Origin of the sequence: Janthinobacterium sp. B9-8 (genome assembly GCF_000969645.2) — a bacterium.
Lineage (GTDB): Bacteria > Pseudomonadota > Gammaproteobacteria > Burkholderiales > Chitinibacteraceae > Iodobacter.
In genome coordinates this window covers 1,283,429-1,302,440 of the sequence record NZ_CP014222.1, presented here as the reverse complement: position 1 = coordinate 1,302,440, position 19,012 = coordinate 1,283,429, and the positions used below count along the sequence as shown (strand labels likewise).

At 50.4% G+C, this 19,012-nt stretch carries 16 protein-coding genes; 3 read left to right on the top strand and 13 right to left on the bottom strand.

The features are described from left to right. The 6 genes from VN23_RS05770 to VN23_RS05745 all read right to left on the bottom strand — a co-directional run bounded on the left by VN23_RS05770 (position 1) and on the right by VN23_RS05745 (position 8,596). On the bottom strand, positions 1-2,055 hold the full coding sequence (locus VN23_RS05770; RefSeq protein ID WP_046350067.1) for an ATP-binding response regulator: 2,055 nt from the start codon (positions 2,053-2,055) through the stop codon (positions 1-3). 56 nt (positions 2,056-2,111) lie between these two features. Continuing rightward, positions 2,112-2,684, bottom strand: a complete 573-nt coding sequence (gene greB / locus VN23_RS05765; RefSeq protein WP_046350066.1) for a transcription elongation factor GreB — start codon at positions 2,682-2,684, stop codon at positions 2,112-2,114. A 10-nt stretch (positions 2,685-2,694) separates the two neighbouring features. Beyond that, positions 2,695-4,131, bottom strand: coding sequence for a 23S rRNA pseudouridine(2605) synthase RluB (gene rluB, locus VN23_RS05760; protein ID WP_082752631.1), 1,437 nt, complete (start codon positions 4,129-4,131; stop codon positions 2,695-2,697). Positions 4,132-4,336: 205 nt separating this feature from the next. Further along, positions 4,337-4,783 (bottom strand): hypothetical protein, encoded by a 447-nt coding sequence (locus VN23_RS05755; RefSeq protein WP_046350065.1) that lies wholly within the window; start codon positions 4,781-4,783, stop codon positions 4,337-4,339. A gap of 291 nt (positions 4,784-5,074) precedes the next feature. Then, positions 5,075-7,639: a DNA mismatch repair protein MutS gene (gene mutS, locus VN23_RS05750; protein WP_046350064.1), complete on the bottom strand. Its 2,565-nt coding sequence runs from the start codon at positions 7,637-7,639 to the stop codon at positions 5,075-5,077. A gap of 174 nt (positions 7,640-7,813) precedes the next feature. Continuing rightward, complete coding sequence (locus tag VN23_RS05745) at positions 7,814-8,596, bottom strand: inositol monophosphatase family protein (RefSeq protein WP_046350063.1); 783 nt, start codon at positions 8,594-8,596, stop codon at positions 7,814-7,816. 174 nt (positions 8,597-8,770) lie between these two features. Here VN23_RS05745 and VN23_RS05740 point away from each other — a divergent pair, with 174 nt between their 5' ends. Further along, entirely contained in the window at positions 8,771-9,541 is a 771-nt protein-coding gene (locus VN23_RS05740; RefSeq protein ID WP_062654951.1) for an RNA methyltransferase, read from the top strand. Positions 9,542-9,605: 64 nt separating this feature from the next. On the opposite strand, the gene VN23_RS05735 is transcribed toward VN23_RS05740, so the two are convergent. The 3 genes from VN23_RS05735 to dcd form a co-directional block, all read right to left on the bottom strand. Next, on the bottom strand, positions 9,606-9,959 hold the full coding sequence (locus VN23_RS05735; protein WP_046350212.1) for a carboxymuconolactone decarboxylase family protein: 354 nt from the start codon (positions 9,957-9,959) through the stop codon (positions 9,606-9,608). Between the two features lie 140 nt (positions 9,960-10,099). Beyond that, positions 10,100-10,918: a sulfurtransferase gene (locus VN23_RS05730; protein ID WP_046350062.1), complete on the bottom strand. Its 819-nt coding sequence runs from the start codon at positions 10,916-10,918 to the stop codon at positions 10,100-10,102. Positions 10,919-10,990: 72 nt separating this feature from the next. Then, positions 10,991-11,566: a dCTP deaminase gene (gene dcd, locus VN23_RS05725; RefSeq protein ID WP_046350061.1), complete on the bottom strand. Its 576-nt coding sequence runs from the start codon at positions 11,564-11,566 to the stop codon at positions 10,991-10,993. A gap of 93 nt (positions 11,567-11,659) precedes the next feature. Here dcd and VN23_RS05720 point away from each other — a divergent pair, with 93 nt between their 5' ends. Together VN23_RS05720 and VN23_RS05715 are read left to right on the top strand one after the other, a co-directional pair. Then, positions 11,660-12,115, top strand: coding sequence for a peroxiredoxin (locus tag VN23_RS05720; RefSeq protein ID WP_082752629.1), 456 nt, complete (start codon positions 11,660-11,662; stop codon positions 12,113-12,115). Positions 12,116-12,121: 6 nt separating this feature from the next. After that, positions 12,122-13,627 carry a PhoH family protein gene (locus VN23_RS05715; RefSeq protein ID WP_082752627.1) on the top strand — a complete coding sequence of 502 codons (1,506 nt, stop codon included), beginning with the start codon at positions 12,122-12,124 and terminating at the stop codon, positions 13,625-13,627. Between the two features lie 550 nt (positions 13,628-14,177). Here the strand turns inward: VN23_RS05715 and VN23_RS05710 are convergent. From VN23_RS05710 to VN23_RS05695, 4 genes are all read right to left on the bottom strand, one after another. Then, positions 14,178-15,233, bottom strand: a complete 1,056-nt coding sequence (locus VN23_RS05710; RefSeq protein WP_197433033.1) for a glycosyltransferase — start codon at positions 15,231-15,233, stop codon at positions 14,178-14,180. A 140-nt stretch (positions 15,234-15,373) separates the two neighbouring features. After that, the gene (locus VN23_RS05705; protein ID WP_052746375.1) at positions 15,374-15,901 is read right to left on the bottom strand and encodes a phosphoribosyltransferase; all 528 of its coding nucleotides are present in this window, start codon (positions 15,899-15,901) and stop codon (positions 15,374-15,376) included. Next, a complete protein-coding gene (locus VN23_RS05700; protein ID WP_046350058.1) occupies positions 15,898-17,037 on the bottom strand; it encodes a radical SAM protein in 1,140 nt (379 codons plus the stop codon). The genes VN23_RS05705 and VN23_RS05700 overlap by 4 nt, the downstream gene beginning before the upstream one ends. Positions 17,038-17,519: 482 nt before the next feature. Beyond that, complete coding sequence (locus VN23_RS05695) at positions 17,520-19,010, bottom strand: AMP nucleosidase (protein ID WP_046350209.1); 1,491 nt, start codon at positions 19,008-19,010, stop codon at positions 17,520-17,522. Positions 19,011-19,012 lie beyond the last annotated feature (2 nt).

Sequence of the window (19,012 nt, the reverse complement as noted above, 5' to 3'; positions counted from 1 at the left end):
TCAGCCCGAAGAAGGCAGTTCAAGCACAAAGGTCGCCCCGCTTCCAAATTGGCTTTGGCAATAAACACGACCATGCATCGCCTCAACCAGCCGCTTCACAATCGACAAGCCCAAGCCAGTGGTGTGCTCACCTCCAGTAGGCAGCGCAGAAAGCCGGCTAAACTTCAAAAATAGCTTAGACATCTCATGTGGCGCCACACCGGGCCCCTGATCTGTCACCATAATGCGCAGCAAAGACCCTTCTTGCTGACTGCTGAGCACAATCGTACTGCCATGTGGTGCGTATTTAGAGGCATTAGAAAGTAAATTATCCAAGACCTGCCATAAAGCTTGCCTGTCTGCCTGCACAGCAGTCCCGCTTATAGAGAGCTGACAAATCTGCTGTTTTGCGGCCAAACGCTCTTCCCAGCTGGACAATAATTCTTTTAATAAATCATTCAAACAAAGTGACTCAATATGAATTTGCACCGAGCCACTTTCTAAAGCCTCATGATCAAGTAAATTACTTAAAATACATTGCGTGCGATCTGCCAATAAACCAATACCAGAAAGCCTGTCCAGCACCCGCTCTCTTGGCCAGTCATCCAAACGCAGCGCAATTAAATGCGCCATACCCTGAATACTTGCCACCGGGTTTTTTAAATCATGAGCAGCAATAGCCAGTAATTCATTTTTCTCGGTATTAAGATGCCTTAATGAATCATTTAAGACTTCTAATTGTCCATTACGTGTAGCCAGCTCGGCAGTACGAACATCAACTAACGCTTCCAAATGTTGGCGATGCAGCCGAACAGTTTGCGACATATCTAAGAAATTACGCGCCAGATCACCGAGTTCATCATTACGAGTAATATCTAACTCATTACTCGACTTTCCATCAGCCACTGCATTCATTGCATTTTTAAGCCGCCTTAAAGGCAAGGCTACATCTCTCTTTAATACCCACGCCATTAAAAACAATTCCAGCACCAAGGCCAGCATCCCCAGTAAAAGAACAACACTGGTGGTTTTAGCCGCTTTATCCTGCAGCAATTGCTTAGGGTACACCGTCACAAACAGCCAGTTTGCCCCCTCAATAGGCGCAACCCCCAGCCAGTTTAATCCGTCTGGTGTTTCTACAAAACGCCGATCACGTGTGGCCGTGAGCGTTGCCTCGTAAATCCCTTTTAATGCCGGGTCTTGTTGAACGCGATACTGGCCTTTACTCGCATGAATTCTATCCATTTTATCGGGATGGGCAATAAGCACCCCTTGCCGTGTCATCGTTATATTATAAGTACCGGGGATATTAACTTTATTATTGCGCTCTATAAGCTGATCTAATAAAACATCCTGCCCGATGCCGCCAATATATTGGCCCAGATAATCAAGCGGCGTGACGACAGAAACCATCCAATGCAAGGCTTGCCGGTCAAAATATATTCCAGTCCAGAATGTTTTTCGTTCAGGATTGCGAGCAGGCGTTGCACCCAGTTCTACTTCTAAATCCATTTCAAAATCAGCAACTGACCCGTTACGGGCATAATTTAAATCGGGCAGATACATCAAGCTGGCATCCGATACATTTAAATCAATAAAAGTATCGTAATAACGATTTCTAAATGCAGGGCCATATTGCGACAATACTTCATAGCCCAATAAGACTTGTCGCATAAAGACAAGCGTTTGCTTTGCATCAGGCAATATGGCGATCATTGCCTTACGTTCGAAATCATCTTTTTGCACTCTTACCCGCCACATTCCATCTTTGTCCTGAGCAATCAGGGAATGAAAAGCGGGGCTCGGGTCTTCTTCACCCAATAAAACATAGCGGCGCAGAAATTCATCACGAACTATCTTGGTATTGCCCTCGGCCTGTACAAATAATTCACTTTCTAGCTGACTACGGGCCGTGATGTACTGCGCTAAATTGGCAAGCGCTTCTTCTTGAAAATTAACATAACTCCAGTAATAGCTCAGTGCAGAAACAAATACGCCTGCAATGGCAATACGCAGAACCATATTGCGAAAAACGCGGCGAAAAAGACTATCACGGGGTTGATGTAAGGGATCCATGCCAGAAAGATACCGCACACAAGGAAATGTGCAAAGTACCAATTCAGCAAGATGACTTAAAAGCTAGGTAGCTCGGTGTCTAGAGCCTGATATACAACGTCAGTAATCTCTAGCTCCTCTGTGCCTGCGGGAGTACGTAGGAGTACCACATCCCCTTCTCTGGCCTTAATGAGCGCCCGAGCAACCGGGGAAGTCCAACTAATATGGTGGCGTTTCATATCCGTCTCATCAACGCCCACAATCGCTACCGTTTCAGTGCGGCCATCTTCACGCAGATAACTGACTGTTGCACTAAAGAAAATTTGATCGGTGGCTTCGCGTAATTCGGGGTCGATGACTTCGGCCAATTCAAGGCGTTTGGTCAAAAAACGAATGCGCCGATCAATCTCGCGCAAACGTCTTTTGCCATAAATATAATCGCCATTTTCTGAGCGATCTCCGTTGGAGGCCGCCCAGTTGATCATCAGCGTGAGTTCGGGGCGCTCTTTTTGCACCAGCTGGGCGAATTCTGCTTTCATTTTTCGCCAGCCACCCGGAGTCATATAATTTTTACTCCCGGCCGGAACGCGTAGCTCGGCAGGGATTTCATCATCATCGGTCTCGGACTCACGAACAAACGCTTTACTCATCACTTACAACCTATTCGTCCGCTTGGCGACCATTAATTTTCAGGCCCGCCCAGCGCATAATGCCCAAGATTTCCAACTCGGTCAGCTCATGGAACTGACCACGACGCAAGCGGCCAGGCAGCGTCATTGAACCAAAGCGAACACGAATCAAACGACTAACGATCAGACCGAAGTACTCAAACATCCGGCGCACTTCACGATTACGGCCTTCTTTGAGTACCACGTGATACCAGTGATTGAAGCCTTCCCCCCCACGACGCTCTAAGCGTGCGAAGTGAGCGTTGCCGTCTTCAAGCTCAATCCCGCTGAGCATGGTGCTGATTTGTTCTTGCGTCAGCTCACCAAACACACGCACCGCGTATTCGCGCTCCACTTCAAAGCTTGGGTGCATCATACGGTTAGCTAATTCACCTGACGTGGTAAACAGCAATAAACCACTGGTGTTGTAATCCAAACGACCCACTGCGACCCATTTACTGGACTTCAGGCGCGGCAAACGATCAAATACGGTGACGCGGCCTTCCGGATCATCACGGCTAACCAATTCGCCTTCTTGTTTGTGATACATCACAATGCGCGGCAAACGATCCGGCCATTTCAGTACCACTTTTTTGCCATCAAAACGAACATCATCACCAAGGCTTACCTTGCTGCCTAAAGCAGCGATTTTGCCATTGACTGATACTTTACCGGCAGCAATCGCGTCTTCCATCGCACGACGTGAGCCGTAGCCAGTAAAGGCAAGGGCTTTTTGTAAGCGTTCAGCAGGGATTTCTGTAGTGGCAACGCGGCGCTCACGCAATTCTTTTTGCATTTGCAACTCACGTACTGAGCCTTGACGCAATTGCATACGGCGAGCACGGCTTACCGTTTTGTATTTAATTTTACGGCTATCGCCATCGGCAGCAACAAGGCCACCCGCAGCGGCAACGGCTTTATAGGCTTCAAATGTTGGGCGTTCTGCCTTACCACCCTGAGGGTTTGGCCTAGAGCGTGGAGCGCGTGGTACACGCGCTTCTGGCGCGGCGGGGCTTGGTGCACCACGACCGCTACGACCACCACGGCTTTGCACAGGCATCGCTTCAGCAAAACCACTAGCAGCATTGCGGCCGCGTGGCTTAGCACCTGTTACAGCAGGCTTGCCATAGGCAGGATTACGGGCAGAAACTTCGCCAGTGGTTTTGCCACTCCGTGGTTTTGCACCCGCGGCAGAAGGCTTTTCATAAGCGGGGTTACGAGCAGAGATCACTTCACCAGTGGCTTTGCCACCGCGTGGTTTTGCACCTGCTGCTGAAGGCTTTTCATAAGCAGGATTACGGGTAGAGAATTCCTCAGCAGTGGCTTTGCCACCCGTACGTTTGCCAGCACCAGCAGCCTGCGCGCTGCGCTCGCTCGCCTTACGTTCTGCTATGGCGGGCTGGGGGCGACGTGATCGGGTGGTTTTCATGTGCGTTTCTTTCCAAAAAAACAGAGGATTATAACCTGAATACGCGTCTTACAGCATATTCATCCCTCACAATAGCAAACCGCCGATAGCTTGATCGGCGGCTGCAGGGATTATATTGACAATATTTCAAACATTAAGCGGCATAAAACGAGCACAAAAAAATAACTTTGATTTAGCTATTCATGCTTTAGCTAAGCAACGCCAGCTACAGCACTGAAAAGAAAGCAACACAACCCAAACTGGTCAAACCCAAATTAAAGACTTGCCCCTCCAGGCCCTGCCCCGGGGCGAGCTCGGTGCGGCGTAAAATTTCATACATCACTTCGATTTCTTTATACCACTTCAAAAGCCGTGTGTTGTCATTTAAAAAAGCTTCAATCTCGGCTTTTAAAGCATGCTCACCAATAACATGCAACGCGCCAACATTGTCGCCCCTCAATTGCAAAGCAGGAGGAATCGTCACGCCAATCAGGCCTAAGTGTGATTGCAAATCCACGCCAAATCGCTTGAGCTCTGAAGCCGCTTTAGCGTTTAATTCCGTTAAAGAAAACCCCTCTTCTGGCGAACCATCCGATAAAAATGAAGCAATCTCGAGCAGGGTACTTCCCTGTAGATCACCACTCACTGCAGCAAGATCAGACACCGTATTCACAGCCACTCCCCATTGGAAAAGCACATTGGCTTAGCAATTAATATTAGCAAACAGCATTGCATTCTAATCGGTAAAATTTACATTCTTACTAAATTTTTTCGTTGCACTGATTAAAACAGAAAAAATTATGCGTAAAAATTCAATCCACCCCCGGAAGCCGCTTACAACCGGCAAAAAAACCTCGCACAAAGTAAGGTATTCTGATTATAGAAAATCACACGAAAAAACCTAATTTTTTGCGCATGATACTCAAAACCATTCCCCTTACTCTGCACTATGTGCCAGTTAAACCTATAGCATCGCGCAAAGACGGTAGAGCAAATCGTGCGCTTCTCTTGCACTTAAGCCATCCGGATCCACCTCTGCCAGGGCATCAAGCAAGGGGTGCGATTCTGCCTCCACATGCAAAATCGGCGCAGTTGCAAACAAATCACCCTGCATACCGCCTTGCACACTATTGGATTCTAGCTCGAGCAATTTTTTTCTGGCTTGACGTACAACATCTTTTGGCACGCCCGCCAGCTGGGCCACCGCCACGCCATAGCTTTGCGAGGCAGGGCCTTCCTGTACAGCATGCAAAAATACAATGCGATCTTTATGCTCAACGGCATCCAGATGCACATTAGCAACCACAGGATATTCTTGCGCCAAGCGTGTCAGTTCAAAATAATGGGTTGCAAACAGTGTGTAAGCACGATTTTTTTCGATTAATGCTTTCGCAATCGACCAAGCCAGCGCCAAGCCATCAAAAGTAGACGTACCGCGCCCTACTTCATCCATCAAGACCAATGAATGCTCTGAAGCGTTGTTGAGAATATTGGCGGTCTCGGTCATCTCCACCATAAAGGTCGAACGCCCACCGGCCAAATCATCCGATGCCCCAATACGAGTAAAGATACGGTCCAGCCTGCCTATCGTGGCACTTTGTGCCGGAACAAAGCTCCCCACATGTGCCAGCAGCACAATTAAGGCCACCTGCCGCATATAAGTCGATTTACCGCCCATATTGGGGCCGGTAATCAATAGCAGCTTGCGCGCCACCGAGAAATCCACGTTATTAGGAATAAAGTCATCAATCTGCGCCTCAACCACCGGGTGGCGACCCGCCTCGATTTGCAGCAGATCTTTATCCACAAATTGTGGCGCAACATAGTTACCCCGTTCGGCTCGATCGGCAAGGCTAGCCAATACATCGGCCGTTGCCAGTGCTTGCGCCGCTAAACGCAAAGCACCCAGAAAGGGCTGCAAACGCTGCAGCAAATCATCATAAAGCGCTTTTTCCAAGACCAAGGATCGCTCTTTGGCACTTAAGGCTTTGTCTTCAAACAATTTCAGCTCGGGCGTAATATAGCGCTCGGCGTTTTTCATGGTTTGACGACGGCGATAATCGTCCGGCACCGCCCCTGCGTAGGAATTAGTAATCTCGATAAAATAGCCCGCAACGCGGTTGTATTCGACCCTTAGCGTAGGAATGCCGGTGCGCTCACGCTCGCGCGCTTCAAGCTCCAGTAAGAATTCACCGCCATGCGTTTGAATGGTACGCAGCTCATCCAGCTCACTACTATAACCATCGGCAATCACCCCACCTTCGCGCAGCACCACAGAAGGCTCGATCTTGATCGCCGCACTCAGCAAGGCAAGAATTTGCGCATCAGGCGACAAAGCCTTAGCCAGCGAGGCAAAGAAATCATCCTGCGGCAATACCGCAATCAAGGCAGGCAGCGCAGCGAGACTATCCCTCAGGCTGGATAAATCACGCGGCCTTGCGCTGGATAAAGCAATACGCGCGGTAATCCGCTCTACATCTGCCACACAATCCAAAGCCGAATGAATTGGAGCAAACGAGGCCGTTGCCAGCAGCGCCGCGATGGCATTTTGCCGCTGCATAATTTTGCCGCTAGATCTGAGCGGGTGATGCAGCCAGTGGCGCAGCAAGCGCGAACCCATGCCAGTGGCACATTGATCCAGTAAGGAGAATAAAGTGGGTGAGCTTTCACCACGAATAGTTTCAGTGATTTCCAGATTGCGGCGAGTAGCCGCATCCAGCTCGATATATTGGCTTTGCGATTCACAACGCAGCCCAGCCAACACGGGCAATGCGCCGCCTTGCGTGCTGCGAACATACTCCAGCAAAGCCCCAGCAGGGCCAAGTGCCAGCATGCCCTCACTCACACCAAAACCTGCTAAATCGTGGGTTTCAAAATGGCGGGACAAATTACGTACGGCAGCGGCGCTTTCAAATTGCCAAGGCGGCAATTTACGCACCACGGCGGAGGCCTGATCAAACAAGGCCAAACCTGCATCGTCGGCCACCAGAATTTCGGCTGGGCGTAAACGCTCTAATTCTGAAGCCAGCTTATCCGCCGTCGTGTCCATCAGGGCAAAATCACCTGATGCGAGGGACAACCACGCCATCCCCATCTTGCCACGCGAGAAACTCAGCGCCAGCAGCCGATTCTCGGTTTTTACATCGAGTAAAGCGGTATCTGTGAGCGTACCCGGCGTCACCACGCGCATCACCTTACGATCAACCGGCCCCTTACCCGTAACCTCGCCAACCTGTTCGCAAATCGCCACCGATTCACCCATCTTGACGAGGCGGGCCAGATATTGCTCGGCGGCGTGATAAGGCACACCTGCCATGCGAATCGGCTCTCCCGCCGTCTGGCCACGGGTGGTCAGTGTGATATCGAGTAATTTGGCCGCGCGAACTGCATCATCAAAAAACAACTCATAGAAATCGCCCATGCGATAAAAAAGCAGCTTATCTGGATGATCGCTTTTTAAACGCAGGTATTGCTGCATAAATGGCGTGTGCGTTGGTTTGGCGCTAGCGCTTGGTTTTTTTTCCGCCATTTTTGTATTTCCTTGCTGAAATATTAATTCAAAAAAACATTTCTATATATGGCCGCCATTATCCAATCAGGGCAGCGGCAAGTCCACGAAGGCTAGCGGCAAAATAACCGCCAACCATAAAAAAAGCGCCACCCGAGATGACGCTTTTTTAAAAACGCTAAGATAAAGCGTTAATTATTTATTGTGCTGACGAATTACCGACAACATCTGGCCGAATACACGCGGTGTTCCACACAGAATATCGCCAGATTGCAAGAAGCCTTCTTCGCCATTCAAATCAGTCACCAAACCACCCGCTTCTTGCACCAACAAGGAGCCAGCAGCGATATCGACTGTTTTAAGATCAAATTCAAAGAAACCATCATAACGACCGCAAGCCACATAGGCTAGATCCAAGGCGGCAGCGCCCGGACGACGCAAGCCAGCGGACTTTTGCGTCATATCGCGGAAAATATTGATGTAGTTTTCAAGATTGTCAAAACGGGTGTACGGAAAACCAGTAGCAATCAGGCCATCGGTTAATTCACGTACTTTAGAAACACGGATACGGCGATCATTCAGGTAAGCGCCTACACCACGCGTTGCGGTAAACAAATCATTGCGGCAAGGATCATAAACCACGGCTTGGGTAATCACGCCTTTATGTTCCAGCGCAATCGATACGGCGTACTGAGGAACGCCATGCAAGAAATTGGTGGTGCCATCCAATGGGTCAATAATCCATGTGTATTCTGACTGACCACGGTTTCCCGACTCTTCGGCCATGATGGCGTGCGTTGGATACGCTTCGAGGATGGTATCAATAATCGCTTGTTCAGCTGCGCGGTCTACTTCGGATACAAAGTCGTTATGACCTTTTTTCTCAACGGCTAAATGGTCCAGATTACTGGAAGCACGTTGGATGATAGAAGCAGCACGGCGCGCAGCGCGCACAGCGGTATTGAGCATTGGATGCATGGCGAATTCCTGATTAAAAGTAAAAGATCGACCAACGGGGCAGCGCAAAAGGGCTTAAAAAACGCGACACAGCATGAATCACAGTATATATTCGTGCGAATCAAAATCGCATCCCAAGCCCATCACAGGGCTACCCGATATAAGATTGGCCGCTATTCTACCTGTGCTCTCAAAATGAATAAACAAACTATCAATATTTCTTCCGCCGAATGTCTCTCCCGCATTCGGATTGTGCTTTCTCATACCTCCCACCCTGGCAATATCGGCTCTACCGCCCGTGCCATGAAAACCATGGGAATCAACAAGCTCTACCTGATCAATCCCAAGGAGTTTCCTTCGGACACTGCCACCGCTTTAGCCAGTAATGCCGACGATGTACTTAATACCGCTGTCGTTGTGAGCAGCATGGAAGAAGCCTTAGCGGGCACCACTTTGCAAATCGCACTAACCGCACGCCGCAGAGAACTCGCCCATCCACTGCAAACCCCAAGACAGCTCGCCCCAGAAATTATTCAGGCCATCCAGGCGGGCCACGATATTGCGCTGGTGTTTGGCACAGAAATGTCTGGCCTGACCATTGACGAAGTGCTGCTTTGTAACCGCATGGCGACCATTCCCACTAATCCGGATTACTCCAGCCTGAATCTAGCGCAAGCCGTGCAAGTATTTGCCTACGAAATCTTCGCCACCCTGGCTGACGATGTGTCCTATCTTGCCGAAAGCCGTGACAGCGCCACGCACGATGCACTGGAACATTTCTTCACTCACCTAGAAGAAACACTGACTACGATTGGTTTTCTTAAACCAGACGCCCCCCAGCGCCTCATGCCCAGAATGCGCCGCATGTTTACCCGCGCCAACCTGGAGCGCGAAGAAGTCGATATTTTGCGTGGTTGGTTACGTGCGACCACCACCACGGAAAGATGGCTGAAGCCACCGAAATAAACCGGGCACAAAAAACGGCTTTGAATGAATTCAAAGCCGTTTTTAATCAACATCACTTCACCGCTTAAGCCGCCTTTTCCCCGTCAAACTCCTCATAAGCCTGCAAAGCCTCTGTCCCCGTCATTACACTGGGGCCGCCGCCCATATAGATAGCGACTTGCAGCATTTCCATAAACTCCGCACGGGTCACGCCCATACTGACACACGCCTTGGCATGAAAACCTAAACAGCCCTGACAATGGGCGGCAATACCAATGGCTATTGCGATCAGTTCTTTTGTTTTTTTATCCAGCGCACCATCGCTATGGGTGGCTTTGGCCATTTGACCAAACCCCGCCATAGTTGCCGGAATCGCTTTATTCATTTGGGCAAGCTGAGCGCTGATGTCATTAACGACTTCTTTGTAGCAGTGACTCATTTCTTCTTTTTTTAAAATACATAAATACATAACATAAATACATAATGTATATTTATGTATAAAACAACAAGAAAAAACCCGCTGGTTTTTTACCAGCGGGTATTCGCCCACAAACCCAGCGTCAACACTTAAGCAACAGATCAGGCAACAGGTCTTGCCGCATCCGCGCACCACTCACTCCATGAGCCAGCATAAAGTCTGGCCCCGCTTAAGCCAGCCACTTCCAGTGCCAGCAAATTATGACAGGCTGTTACGCCCGAGCCGCATTGCTGTACGGTATGGCTTGCATCAAAGCCGGCCAGCCGTTGCTGCCACTCAGCCTTCAGAACTTCAGCAGATTTAAAACGGCCGTCTTCCTGCAAATTATTCTGAAAAAAACGATTAATCGCGCCGGGGATATGCCCGCCTACCGGGTCCATCGTTTCACCTTCGCCCATAAAACGGGAAGGAGAACGAGCGTCCACCACCGTAAAAATCGGCAGTTTGATATTCGCCAGCACCTCCTCCACACCCACCATCAGCGCGGGGCGCAGCTCTGCAACAAACTCCGCCACTACTGGTTTTGGCAAGTCTTTGACCAGCGCCCCCTGCCATGCGGCCATTCCGCCATCCAAAACCTGCACGTGATCGTGCCCCAACCAGCGCAGCAGCCACCACAATCTGGCTGCATACATACCACCCTGTGCATCATATGCCACCACACGGCGCGAACGACTCATCCCCATATCTGCCAGCTTATCCGCCAAGACCTGCGGATCAGGCAAAGGATGACGGCCATTCGCCCCTGTTTTAAGGCCGGAAAGATCGTCATCCAGGTGCAAAAAATACGCGCCCGGCAAATGGCCCTCTGCATAGGCCAAGCGTCCCGCCTCTGGATTAGCCAGATCATGACGGCAATCGATCAGCAGCACATCGGCCAGTTGTTCCTGTAATTGCAAAGCAGAAATAAGCGGAGTCATCAGCAATCCTTGGGGTATTAATCAAAAAACAGGCCCGTACGAATACGGGCCTGCAGAAAAGAATCATAAAGCTTAGGTCTTAGGCAGCGTTACGCCACTTTGGCCCTGATATTTACCGCCGCGATCGCGGTAGGAAGTTTCGCATACATCATCTGCGTCCGCCTCAAAGAACAAGACCTGCGCCACGCCTTCGTTAGCGTAAATTTTGGCAGGGAGCGGCGTGGTGTTAGAGAATTCCAGCGTCACATAACCTTCCCACTCCGGCTCAAACGGGGTGACATTCACAATAATGCCGCAACGCGCGTAAGTGGATTTACCCAAACACACAGTCAAGGCATTACGCGGAATACGGAAATATTCCACAGTGCGTGCCAATGCGAAAGAATTTGGCGGGATAATGCAATATCCCTTACCAGAAACATTCACAAAGCTGCCTTCATCAAAGTTTTTTGGGTCAACAATCGTCGAGTTAATATTGGTAAAAACCTTAAACTCATCGGCACAGCGAATATCGTAGCCGTAGCTGGAAGTACCATAAGAAACAATACGTTCGCCATTCACTTCTTTAACCTGGCCGGGCACAAACGGCTCGATCATGCCGTGCTCGCTGGCCATGCGGCGAATCCACTTATCAGATTTGATACTCATTACTGTCACATCCCCTTCACATATTTGGGGGTATTGTAGCTGCGGAGCATCAGCCACGCATCTATAATCATCACAACAACGGAGATTCTCTTGATGCCAAACAAGCTTTGTCCAGAATTAAAACTCGCCACCACATCCAATCTGCACTTTGATACCACCGCACTGAAAGGCCAGGCCTTTGTGCTCTATTTCTACCCCAAGGACAGCACCCCAGGCTGCACCACCGAAGGCGGTGATTTTCGCGATCATCATGCCGAGTTCCTTGCCGCCCAATGCACCATTTTCGGCATTTCCAGAGACAGCCTTAAGAGCCACGAAAACTTCAAAGCCAAACAAGAATATCCTTTCGAGCTGGTTTCTGACCCGGAAGAGACAGCTTGCCTCGCTTTTGATGTCATGAAGCAAAAGAAGATGTATGGTAAAGATGTAAGGGGAATTGAGCGCAGTACCTTTGTGATTAACAAGGAAGGAGAAATCGCCAAAGAATGGCGCGGCGTCAAAGTGCCGGGTCATGTAGCAGAAGTACTGGAGTTTGTAAAAACGTTGTAAGTTGAAATGCAGAGCAAGGCAGGCTGTTGTTATCAAACACATCATCCTGTACTTGCCACGCGGGCAACAACACATCCACTCTTCCGTTCTAGGAGTTTCATCATGGCAAGCCGCAAGACAAAAGCCGCGAGTGTCACCAAGCTCTTCGTTCTGGATACCAATGTTTTAATGCACGACCCCACCTCCTTATTCCGCTTTGAGGAGCACGATCTCTTTCTACCGATGATGACTTTAGAAGAGCTCGACAACAACAAAAAAGGCACATCCGAAGTCGCCCGCAATGCTCGGCAAGCCAGCCGTTTTCTGGAAGAACTCATTTCCGGCAAAGAACTTGATCTGCATGGCGGTGTTTTACTCAACCTAGCCAGCAAAGGGCAAGCGCTAGGACGGCTGTTTATGCAGACCGAAGCCATTACCAGCGTCCTGCCAGCCCAACTCCCTATGGGCAAAGCCGACAACCAGATTCTGGGCGTCGTTCACCACCTGCAACAAATGCACACCGCCCGCCAAGTGATCTTGGTTTCCAAAGACATCAATATGCGCATCAAAGCGCGGGCGATGGGTTTGGCGGCGGAAGATTACTTTAACGATAAAGTTTTAGAAGATACCGATCTGCTTTACACCGGCATGCGCGAAATCAACCAGAAGTTCTGGGAGCGCAACGGCAAAGACCTACAAAGCTGGCAAGAAGGCGGCCGCAGCTACTGGAAAATCAAAGGACCAGATTGCAGCGAGCTTTACGTCAACCAGCTCCTTTATCAGGCGGGCGACACGCCCTTATCTGCCCGCGTCGTCAATGTGGAAGGTAAAACAGCACTCATCGAAAGCCTAAAAGACTACAGCCACCACAAAAATGCCATCTGGGGCATCGTCGCCCGCAATCGCGAGCAAAACTTCGCACTCAACCTGCTTATGAACCCCGATGTCGATTTTGTCTCGCTACTTGGGCAGGCAGGCACGGGTAAGACGCTACTGACACTGGCCGCCAGCCTTGCGCAAACGCTGGAATCCAAGATTTACAGTGAAATCATCATGACTCGCGTCACTGTGCCTGTAGGCGAAGACATTGGCTTCCTACCCGGCACCGAAGAAGAGAAAATGATGCCGTGGATGGGCGCACTCGAAGACAATCTGGATGTACTCAACCAATCTGATGCAGAAGCTGGGGACTGGGGCCGCGCCGCCACGCGCGATTTAATTCGCTCACGCATCAAAGTGAAATCGCTCAACTTTATGCGCGGCCGTACCTTCCTCAAGAAATTCCTGATTATCGACGAGGCGCAAAACTTAACCCCTAAGCAAATGAAAACCCTCATCACCCGCGCCGGCCCCGGCACCAAGGTGGTGTGCTTAGGCAACATCAGCCAGATCGATACGCCCTACCTCACCGAAGGCAGCTCGGGACTGACTTACGTGGTCGATCGCTTTAAAACGTGGGAGCACTCCGGCCACATCACCCTCACCCGAGGTGAGAGATCCAGACTGGCGGATTACGCGGCAGAGGCTCTGTAGCAAGTGGGACAAAGAAGAAGGGCCTGCGCTGCAGGCCCTTCTTCTTGCCTATGCAAAACGCTTCGCACCATGCCAGCTTTACAAGGCCAATAACCAATGTATCGCCTGAGCAAACGCCTATGGCCTGACAAAAACATAGGCGATATTATGATATTAGTGAAGGCGATAAAAAGCCGGTACGGAATAATCCAACACCGGCTTTTCGATTTACTACATACGAAGCACTGACCTGTCCTTACCGCCATAGACACACCCACTTCAAATACACACCGCTTTTTTGCTAAATTTTTGCGCAAATACTGCAGGTGACAAATTGCCAAAGCGCGACGGGAGGCCGCCTCAAGGGTGGCATCCCTTATTCAAGCACCAGCTTGATCGCCTCTTCCCGAAATTCTGAGACATAGCTTTGCGTTACCCTCCCACTCATCTCACACTCCTGTTGGTTCAAATTTACCAAAGAGGTATATCTACAGATTTCGGGCTACCTCAGTGGTGCCTTGCCTTGCTCTCTGGCTAACCGGATGCTAGGCAAAACAACAGCCATTGACGTTCAGTCGCGGCGAAAAAGCAATGACGTGTCGAAGAAGAAGCGTCGCGTTTTTAGGAGTAATAAGGCGGACCCAAGCAAAGCCGCCGAGATCACCATCGGAAATACAATACAATGCAGCGCAATGCCGACAAGCGAGTTTCTGTAGTCGTTACGCGTCAGATAGACCGAACGTGCTATTTGCAACGAATACAATGCTAGCGGCAGCAACATGACAGGCCATAAACGACCAGAAAACGGCGCTGCGAAAGTTGCCACGGCAATCACATAGTGCTGAAATTCCCACATAACATGATAAGAGTTCACGAGAATTCTACGCTTCAGCGTGGGCTGCATCCGCGCGGTACGCATTTGTACGGGCAAATGTTGGATCGCTCCGATGGTCCAGCGTAGACGCTGTAGAAATAGACCACGGATCGTCTGTCTTTCGATCTCCCAAGCCAGTACACGCGGTAATATTGGAATACTCCCGCCGGAACTGAGTACTTGGTATGTCGCGCTCAGATCTTCAAGAAACCCCTCCACAAGGAGTTCACGGTAACTGGCAAAATCAATCAGATGCAAACCACCAGGAAAGTTCGCGACCGAGTTTTCGTTCTTGACCCATTGCAGAACGCTTTGTCTATATAGACGATTATTGCAAACGATATGCGACGAGAGCGTCTGCCTCTGACCCGGTTCTTGGAGTGGATAGATCAAGCAGGAGCTGAATGGCGCTGTTGATCGTGAATGAAATTCAAACAGCTCTGCCAGCGCACTTGGCGCTAGCACGATGTCGGCGTCCAACAGCAATACCGTTTGCGCGGTCAGAAATTGCCCCCCATATAAGATCGCCGCAACTTTTCCGGCCTGGAACTCAGGCAGCGAAACGATGCATAATGACACTTCAAACTGTGCAAGCCTAGCCTCAAAACGACGCGCCACTTGTTCGCTGTCATCTGTGCAACGATCAAGCACCAGCACGACCTGAGTAACCTGGCCAAGATCGTTCGATAGAATTCCTTCTAGGCATCGTTCGATTGTGGATGCTGCATTGAACAATGGAATCAGGATGGACACCGGCCCCTGCCTGTGAACTGTGTTCGAGATTTCGGAATGAGGGGGCGATGGTCGCAAGAAAGTTGAATGTATCAGATAGAACGCCTGGAAGAATCCGATCAACAGGATGGCCGCGAATAGCATTGAGAACAGAAGAGTTATCACTCCCGATTCTCCCGTAACGGCGCCTGCAAGCGCTCCTCCATCTCTCCGAGCTCACGCATGGACATCCATGGGTAGAAAATCCAATTGCAGGTTTCCTCAACGAAATAATCTGGCTTGAAGCGCGAGTAGGTCTTGACTTGCAATGTCGCAAGCTTGACGACCACCGCGCCGCGCCGTCGCACTTCCTCGACTACCAATGCCGCGGTCTCACCAGAGTCCAGCACGTCGTCAACAACAAGCACACGCTTGCCAGCAAGGCTGACATCGTTCAACGGGACCCGGATTACGGCTTTTTCTGCCTCGTAAGCCATTCCAGCCTTGTTAACACCGCTAATTTGGCCGTTCTGAACAACCTTCATGCCCATCATCAAGTCGATACCCAGTTCGTTGGCGAGTATCGCGCCCGGAACGGCGCCACCACGTAGCACGCACACCATTGCGTCAAACGGCTCTTTGATGCTTGATGCAAGCTGTCGCGTCAAAAGGTCGATCGTTTCCCAGCTGTAGTGGTCAATTTTCTTCATTTCGCTGACTCCATATAGTGATTGTGGATTTCCCAATCGATGGTATTTCTCATGCTAATGTCGTAAATGGTGTTTGCCTTGGGGTACTTCTGGTACAGCTTTTCCTCCCATTGTGCCAACGCGATAATGTCGTCCTCAGAGGGGTGCGGGTGTTTTGCCATGACAGAACCTGGGTCAGCATGAAACACATTGGTGGCAAGTCCAATGCCGCGGGATAAAATCGCTTCCATCCCTTCCATGCTACTTTGAATCGGCTCTACGCCCCATACCAACCCGCAATAGACTTCGTAGGGGCCGAAGACATCCTTCGCATATTCCAGCGCATCCCACCAGCGGTCATAACCGTAGTGTTGATCTTTTCCTGGGCAAATACGGGCGAAGTCTTCGCGCCCATACACTTCGAGATTGAATGCGATTGAAGTGACGCCAGCTGCTTTGTATTCGTCGATCAGATGAAAGTCATTGGGAGGATGAGCTAGGACGTGCATGCGAATACCAGGGGCGCGTGCATCGCGTATTGCCTGCAGCGGTTCGAGAATCGCGCGCCGAGTGCCTTCGTCGTCAGGTGGTGTACCGCAGGTATTGGTAATCATTGGGATATTCCAGCCGGAATTCTGGATTATCTGAGTCGTCTCCATCACCCGTTCACGACTGAGCTCCGTGACCAGTGGTTTCCCAACTGTGTGGCGAGCCTTGCGCAACGAGCAGAAACCGCAGGGTTTTCCCTTGTCGAAATAGTGGCAATCCGGATAAAGAAAAAATCCCGGCGTCACGGCGCCATAGGCGGAGATCACATCGTCGGTTCGTGCACCATCCTTGAGTGTTTTTCCGAAAAATGGCAGGGCCTCGGGCAAATCGACATCCTGACGATACTCATCCTCGTAGTAAAGCGCCAGCCGGTCTCCCTCGAAGCGAAGGCGCCAAGGTGAGCCTTCGCGACGTAAAACGGAAACCACAAGTTCGTCCCCCAGCAACAGCACCTGTGGAATGCGATGCTCACGTTTGACGTTGCGGTTAGTGATGCAGTAGCCGTATGTATTTTCGTAATAGCGCCGGCTGGTAGCGGCGAACATGTCAATATCGAAGTCGATGCCATGAGAAATCAAGGCAATTTTTGTTCTCAGGGAAGATCGCATGACTCATGTCACTCCATTTGGCGATGTGTGATTGATCGTAGTGGCTACACGACCTAAATTTCAGGACGCTAACACCTAGCTGTCATTAATAGTATGCCAAACATCATGATTTTTCATAAAATTTTGCTTCCAGATAAGGGGGACCTACCGGGGACGACTATTGTTAGGTAATCCCCCACAAAACCAGCTCATTTTTAAGTAGAATTTTCTCGCAATCTTTGAGGAGTTCCACGTGAAAGTCGTGGGCAAAAGCCGAAGCCAGATCGACAGCCCCTGATCATCAAGTACATAGAAATAGCGCTGTACTTTGCCATCCCGACTTTGCTGCCAGATATGCCCGTTGGCATCTAGGGTGTGGGCAATAAAAAACCGGTGCGGGATAATCCGGCACCGGTTTTTTATTGCCCATCAGCGGCGCACTATGCTTCGCTTCAAGCTCACACACCCAACACAAACCCCACAGGCACCACCCTACATTCGCTTTACTGAAACGCCACCTCAGCAAAACTTCTTAGCTTACGGCTATGCAGCTGGCCTTCGCCTTGATCGCGCAGCAATTCCATCGCTCTAATGCCAATTCGTAAATGCTGATCGACCCGCTCGCGGTAGAAGTGATTCGCCATGCCGGGGAGTTTGATTTCACCATGCAGCGGTTTGTCGCTGACGCAAAGCAAAGTACCGTAAGGCACGCGGAATCTGAAACCGTTGGCGGCAATGGTGGCGCTTTCCATATCTAGCGCAATGGCACGGCTTTGGCTAAAGCGTCTTTGTGGACGATTGTCAGGAAGCAATTCCCAATTGCGGTTATCGGTACTCGCCACGGTGCCGGTGCGCATAATGCGTTTGAGCTCAGCCCCTTTCATTTCGGTGATTTGCGATACGGCGGCTTCTAATGCGAGCTGAATTTCTGCCAGAGCGGGCACCGGCACCCAGAGTGGCAAATCTTCGTCGAGCACATGATCTTCACGCACATAGCCGTGCGCCAGTACGTAATCACCCATTTGCTGCGAATTACGTAGGCCAGCGCAATGGCCGAGCATGATCCACGCATGAGGACGCAAGACGGCGATATGGTCGGTGATGGTCTTGGCATTAGCGGGACCAACGCCGATATTCACCATGCTAATGCCGGTATTGTCGCGGCGAATCAAATGATAAGCAGGCATTTGCGGCAGGCGCGGTGGTGCCGCACCCAGCGCATCAATCACCTCGGCACTCAGCCCCACACGGCGAGTAATCACATTACCCGGCTCTACAAAGGCAACATATTCGCTATTCGCGTCTTGCATGCATTCATGGCCAAGGCGCACAAACTCATCGATATAGAACTGGTAATTGGTGAACAGCACAAAATTCTGAAAATGCTCGGGCACGGTGCCCGTGTAATGACGCAAGCGGTGCAGGGAGTAATCAACCCGCGCTGCAGTAAACAAAGACAGCGGCTCCGGCTCGCCCGGCTTAGGCTCGTAAGTGCCGTTGGCAATGCCATCATCCATCGCCGACAAATCAGGCAAATCAAACATATCGCGCATCAGCTGGCGGCGCTCGGCGGTGAGTGTGCCTTCAATATGATCGTGCTCGGCAAAAGAAAAATGCACTGGCATGGGCTGGGTACTTACGCCAACTTCCAGCTCGTTCTGATGGCTTTGTAAGAGCAGAGTAAATTGCTCAAGATAATATCTATCGTAAAGATCAGGGCGGGTTAAGCTGGTTTCAAAACTCCCCGGCCCCGCCACAAAGCCATAGCTTAGATGCGCACTTTCATTAGTGAGCCTTGCAACGGTATCGGTTTGAATTCTTACAAATGGATAATAGGCTCGAACATGGCCGGGCAAGGCTTCCCCCGCCACAAAACGCTGCATGGCATCGCGCAAATGCGCCACACTGCTTTCATAAATCAAGCGCACCTGCGCAAGGGCATCGCGTGGATCTGTATGGCGGGTCGGGGCAATAAATTCAGGTAGATAAGGCATAC